This is a genomic window from Paenimyroides tangerinum (assembly GCF_003865405.1).
Lineage (GTDB): Bacteria > Bacteroidota > Bacteroidia > Flavobacteriales > Flavobacteriaceae > Flavobacterium > Flavobacterium tangerinum.
Genome location: NZ_RQVQ01000076.1, coordinates 1 through 5758, shown reverse-complemented (window position 1 = coordinate 5758; position 5758 = coordinate 1). Strand labels below are relative to the sequence as shown.

Sequence of the window (5758 nt, the reverse complement as noted above, 5' to 3'; positions counted from 1 at the left end):
CTACGAGTTATTGAATACTTTCTACGAGTTACTGTTGTATAACTCGTAGAAAGTGTTTAATTTAGCCATAAATGTATTCATCAACTCGTAGTTAAAATTGCAACGACATGAGAGTAAATAACAAAGACTTAATACAATCATATATAATCACATCTGCTAAATATGATTATTCAGTTTATGAAAAGCGCATTCTATATCGATTAATAGAACTTTTTCAACATCTTACAAAAGGCGAGAAGCTAAATGAGAAGATAAATGTAGCAAAGGATTTATTTGATGTTAGTATAGTTACTATGCCTATTTCTATGTTTTTAAACGGTGAGGAAGATAAAAACCATTCTAGAGTAAAGTCCGCATTGAGTAGCCTTGCAAAGAAATTTTTTGAGTATGAAGATGATAGAACCTGGGAATTAATTAGTGTTATTTCTGAGCCTAAAATTGATAAATATGAAGAGAATACGACATTTAGAATTAATTCTAAAATAGTTGGCGCTTTTTTAGATTTCTCAAAAGGTTTTTCAAAGTATGAATTAGTTACTGCTATGAAGTTTGAAAGTGTTTATTCTATGCGTTTCTACGAACTCCTAAGCGGTCAAAAAAAACCAATTTCTTACTCAATAGACAAGCTGAAAATAATGTTTAAAATTGAAGATAAATACCAAGATCGCCCTTCCGATTTTATTAAATACGTAGTCACTCCAGCAAAAAAAGAATTAGATAAATCTGCTCCTTATTCATTTGAATATATACCGATAAAACAAGGTAGAAAAATTGTTTCTATTAAATTTTATCCAGTGTATCAACCTAGCAATAGAGATGGCAGTATTGAAGCTAAAAAACTACAAAAAAGCACTTCGTTACGTTTTGATTTAGATAAAATAATTATTGATTATTTAAAACAAAATTATGTTTTCTCTGAAGAAGAAATTCAAAATAACAGAGAGTTATTTATTTCTGCTGTAAATTCAAAAGATTTTGATTTGCTGTATTTCTTATCAGAGCAAAGAGTAAATGCATCTACAAAAAAGAATCCTAAAGGTTGGATTATAAATTCAATTAAAAAGCAATTAGCTCAGTTGGAATAGTTATTTTAAAACTGCCACCAACGTTTTTTTATTATTGGCTGTTGTTCTTTATGTGCTTCCAATAATTGCATTGCTTTCTGCAAGTCTAATATTCTATTATCTTTTTCATTTAAAAGAGACTCTTTGTGCTTAAGTTCCTGTTCATAAATGACAAGTTTATTTTTTAGATTGATTAGTTCCATATGACTAGACTCTTTATTGCCCATGTCCAAGCTTTGTCTAACCTCATTTTTACCCTTTTTTATAGGTGGATACACACTAAATAAATAGTTTACATCGATGATTATCTTACTGTTGCTTTTGTCTACAAAAGCATTACTTTCAGTCTTATTTATCAATCTTCTTATCGTTTTTTCACTCTTGCCTGTAGCTTCCGAAGCTTCTTTAATATCTATATAGTTCATTAGTCAAGTTATATTTGTCTAGTAGACAAATATAACAAAAGTCTAAGCCAAATAACCTATGCCTAGACATAAAATATAGCTTGTTAAGATTATCTAATTGTCCTTCTAAAGCCCAATCAAAGAATCATATCTGAAATGATTTTATATGAAGTATTAGAAATATGACTTTGTATCTCTACCAAACTAAATTTTCTTATATTTATATAACAAAATACTAAAATTATTATTAACTAATAACCAATTAAAATGATTACTATTGAAGCAATTAAGCCTGGACCAAAACCTAAAAAAGAAGACGGTACTCCGGATAGAAGAAGACGTGTAACTCCAGAAGTAAAACCAAAACATCCTGACTTGAAACCACACAAACACAAACCTAATGATTAAAAAATAGCTAATAGGTTCTAGAAAAAAAGGGCACTGCGACTAAAGTCATCAGTACCCTTTTTCTTTTCTTGAATAATTAGGTAGTATCCCACTAACTGTGTAAGTTGAAAAGTTATTCTGAAAAATTATGAGTTATCAAAGCTCAAATAATTTTTTCGGAAATAACTTTTTACTATTTTTAACATTACATAGTTATGATTGACAAAGAAGAATTATTGAACAATAAGGATTTTTATAAGTCCTTTAAGAGTGGAGAAGATTTGACATCTTTCTTTAAAGAACTGCATAAAAAAGCTGTTGAGCATATGCTCGAAGCCGAACTAGATGCACATTTAGATAACGAAAAGCATCAAAAAACCACCAACGGTAATTACCGCAATGGTCACGGAACCAAGAAAATAAAGTCCTCTTTCCTTCATGAAAATTATTTATATCAAAAAACATGTTGGATTAGCAAAAAAGAGGACTATTTAGGTCCTCTTTTTTGCTAATCCAATCAAATTAATTATATCATTAGATTGTTTTTGTTTATTTGTGTCTTGCTTTCAAGATAGAATCTATAACTGTTTGTGGAAAATTACCATAAATAGTTATATTTATAGAGTCAGATTTAGGAATTAATCTAGGGTATGACATGCCTCTAGATTCATATGCCTCTAGTGATATAGAATTATTCAAAATATTATCTTTTTTATTATGCATATATGATTCCGTTTTACATGACATTAAGAAGAATAACATTATTACATTAAAATAAAATAGTCTTTTACGCATATTTCCCACCGAATTCTGAACAAACATTATTTAATCCTTGGCTTATATATGAAGCATCTAGAAAAAAGCTATCTCCTGTGACTGTATCTTCATACCAAGTTCCATATATCCAGCACTCTTTGTCTGGTCTAGAGGTATCTAATTGATAACCTGGTCTAACTATAACCTCATATCCTACAATGTCAGATTTAACTATTTGAGGTTTAACAATACTGTCTTCAAAAACTACAACATATGCAGATTCTTTTAATATTTCACCTTTACTATCTTTAATTTTAGTTTTTTTTACTTTAAAAAAATCAGACCTAATGACTAAAGGGTTTGTTTCAATTAATGTTAATTCATACAGTTTATCATCTTCAGGATTTTTTAATGATACAATTATATTTATTGGTTTTGCTAAAACATTTTTATTCGTAATGTTGTCTTCAAGTATCTCATTACTATCATCGTTACAAGAATATAACGTAACAATTAAAACAAATAAACCTAATGTTTTTAAAATTTTTGTTCTCATAATTTATTTTTTTATCAAAAATAATTATTTCTATTAATAAAATAGAATAATTTATTTAATATTTAAAAGTACTCTAAGTTTATAGTTATAGAAACGGTACACCTGTCTCTATTATTTCCTCCACACTTCAAATTCTTCCATTCTTTTTTTATCTGCCTTAATAAAATTAATATAATAATTCATTGCATTTTGAGTTTTCTTTAATTCTTTAGACTGCTCATTTGAAAAATAAAAAAAGGTCGCAAAAGTTATTAAAACCAAAACAAAAAAGCTTAAAACCTTTAGGTCTAAAACAGGTGTATTTACGGCTTTTTTAAGCTTATTAGCGCTGTTGTCTATTTCTTCTAAGTAAGACTTCATTTTATCATCAAGAGGCCTTAAATCAACTGAAAATGAATTTATTTTTTCAGATTCAGTCCTTAACGTCGAAACGGCATTAGCTACAATCTTTTCAATTTCTTCTTGATTTTTTTCTTGTTTGGTTTCGTGATTTTTTAAAGTTTTTTCTAAATTTTTAGCAACGACAACTAACGTTTTACTAAGGGTTTCATTTGATATTCTTTCTACTGCCATTTCATTGTATTTTTACATTCCGTAACCTCGAGATATTTCCTTTGTAATCGTTTTAGCTATTTTTATAACTTCCATAGCAACATTCAAAGGCATCGGTAAACTTTTAGGAATCTGTTTCATTAAATCCGTAGGTAATTTGTTTGCAACTTTTGGACTTTGAAGAATCTTTTTAGCTTCTTCAATTGTTTTTTTATTAGTTTCTATACTCTTGTTTAAATCAGCTAATCTCACATTTGAACTAATTTCAGAAGCTTTAAAACTTTGCCCTGTTTGCCTTTCATTAATTCGAAAGCCTTGTATTTTTCCTTGCTTATTAAGGCTCATTTTTACATCATATCCCTTTTCACTCATTAGCCTTTCAAAATCGTCCATCGATACCGATTGATTTTTGCATTGGGTGTATGCTTGATTGATTTCTTTACGTAAATCTAAAGTCATGGCTCTTTTCATTTGAGTAATTTCTTTTGCTGTATGAAACCCTCTTTCTTTTGCTAATTTATCGGCGCTTTCATGTGCTTTTAAATGAATGTTACTATCTGAATGTGCCTTTCCATCAAATCCAATGCGATTGGCTATGATGTGTATGTGTTGGGATTTTGTCGAATTATGTACATAGGCGATGTACTGATGGTTTTCTAAACCTAGATTTTTTAAATGATCTTGAGTTAATTTCAATAATTCTTCTTGAGATAATTTAGCTTGTGAAGCATCCGGAGATAAAACAAATGTGTAGGTGTTGTTCTCACATCGAGTATTTAGCCGTTGAACCTCTCGGAACTCTGCTAGAACTTCCTGCCCATTTTCCCCCATTACATAATTTCGTGTAAGTTCAATCGCTTCGCCTTTATCATTCATGATGTAATCAATGGCTTGTGTACTTCCTTTGGTCGCCTTTGCTAACCCTACCATTATTTTAATATTTTTATGCTCTTGGTTTTTTCAAGAAGTTCACGCACTTCTGCTTTCAATCCTTCATCATTATAATTTTTAATGAAATTGGATATCCTTGCAAAATTGGTTTGAAATTGACGCAATTCTTTGAATGCTTCAAGTTCTCCAGGGCTCATCGGTTTGGGTAGTTGTCGACCCATTGCACAATACAACATATATTCCGAAACAGACATATTGCTTTCTGCAGCTTTCATTTTTATAACTTCTTTTTCGAAGACATCGCAACGAATTTCGATTCGTTCGGTTCGGTTTATTTTTTCCAAATTCTTTGATTTTTTTACCTAAAAAACGCCTTTTTTAAAATCAACCAACGGGCGATTTTATCCCTGACCTCCGGGAGGGGCAAGAGGGTTTTGTGAAGTACGAAAATAGGTAGTGAAGCGGACTATTTGTACGGAACAAAACATATCTTGACCTATATGAACGCTCATACATAACAAATCTACTCAAAAATTCTGCTTTTTTTACCTATTTATAATCAAAAGTTAGACAAGCTTATCTAACTTAATAGAACCTAAAAGGTATTAAATAGCGAAAATAAATTTTATCTTCTCCAAAAATACCTTATCAAAAGGCTGTCACTAATCCGATAAGGTATTTTTGGAGACAAGAAAGAATATGAAAACCAAAATAAAGCGTTTTAAAGCGTTTTGTTTAAAAAAATAACCAAAGCAAGCTAAAGCTATTATAAAGCGATATAAAGCAAAAAAAGGATGTTTTCAAGCGATCTCTCCGCCCCCCTTGTTTACATTTTTCAATTTGTTTTGTTTTTCCTTTTCGGACTTTTCTATCAAAGAAGCAAGCTTTCGAAATCGACTTAATTTTATCGTAAAAAACCAATGTTCTTGTTATTATTTAAATAAAGGTTATTAATAATGTTATCAATCAAAAACTAAATCTCTTAAATGCCTTGTTTTTACTATGTGTTTTAGAGATTTTAAAGTTTCTAACTACGAGTTATTGAATACTTTCTACGAGTTATTGAATACTTAAAAACTCTTTAACTACGAGTTATTGAATACTTTCTACGAGTTACTGTTGTATAACTCGTAGAAAGTGTTTAATTT

Annotated in this window: 7 protein-coding genes and 1 pseudogene; 3 read left to right on the top strand and 5 right to left on the bottom strand. The window is 29.6% G+C overall.

Going from position 1 to position 5758, the window contains the following annotated elements; genetic code table 11:
* Positions 1–107: 107 nt before the first annotated feature.
* Entirely contained in the window at positions 108–1085 is a 978-nt protein-coding gene (locus tag EG240_RS16005) for a replication initiation protein (RefSeq protein WP_125020336.1), read from the top strand.
* 5 nt (positions 1086–1090) lie between these two features.
* On the opposite strand, the gene EG240_RS16000 is transcribed toward EG240_RS16005, so the two are convergent.
* Positions 1091–1489 carry a hypothetical protein gene (locus tag EG240_RS16000; protein ID WP_125020335.1) on the bottom strand — a complete coding sequence of 133 codons (399 nt, stop codon included), beginning with the start codon at positions 1487–1489 and terminating at the stop codon, positions 1091–1093.
* A gap of 246 nt (positions 1490–1735) precedes the next feature.
* On the opposite strand from EG240_RS16000, the gene EG240_RS16580 reads away from it, so the two are divergent.
* Positions 1736–1876 carry a hypothetical protein gene (locus EG240_RS16580; RefSeq protein WP_158612043.1) on the top strand — a complete coding sequence of 47 codons (141 nt, stop codon included), beginning with the start codon at positions 1736–1738 and terminating at the stop codon, positions 1874–1876.
* Positions 1877–2070: 194 nt separating this feature from the next.
* A pseudogene (locus EG240_RS15995) lies at positions 2071–2289 on the top strand (transposase); the annotation flags it as partial.
* A 353-nt stretch (positions 2290–2642) separates the two neighbouring features.
* Here EG240_RS15995 and EG240_RS15990 read toward each other — a convergent pair.
* From EG240_RS15990 to EG240_RS15975, 4 genes are all read right to left on the bottom strand, one after another.
* A complete protein-coding gene (locus EG240_RS15990; protein ID WP_125020334.1) occupies positions 2643–3167 on the bottom strand; it encodes a hypothetical protein in 525 nt (174 codons plus the stop codon).
* Positions 3168–3278: 111 nt separating this feature from the next.
* Positions 3279–3740 (bottom strand): hypothetical protein, encoded by a 462-nt coding sequence (locus EG240_RS15985; protein WP_125020333.1) that lies wholly within the window; start codon positions 3738–3740, stop codon positions 3279–3281.
* 12 nt (positions 3741–3752) lie between these two features.
* Entirely contained in the window at positions 3753–4649 is an 897-nt protein-coding gene (locus EG240_RS15980; RefSeq protein ID WP_125020332.1) for a relaxase/mobilization nuclease domain-containing protein, read from the bottom strand.
* Entirely contained in the window at positions 4649–4954 is a 306-nt protein-coding gene (locus EG240_RS15975; protein ID WP_125020331.1) for a plasmid mobilization protein, read from the bottom strand. Before EG240_RS15975 ends, EG240_RS15980 begins: the two co-directional genes overlap by 1 nt.
* Positions 4955–5758: the final 804 nt, after the last annotated feature.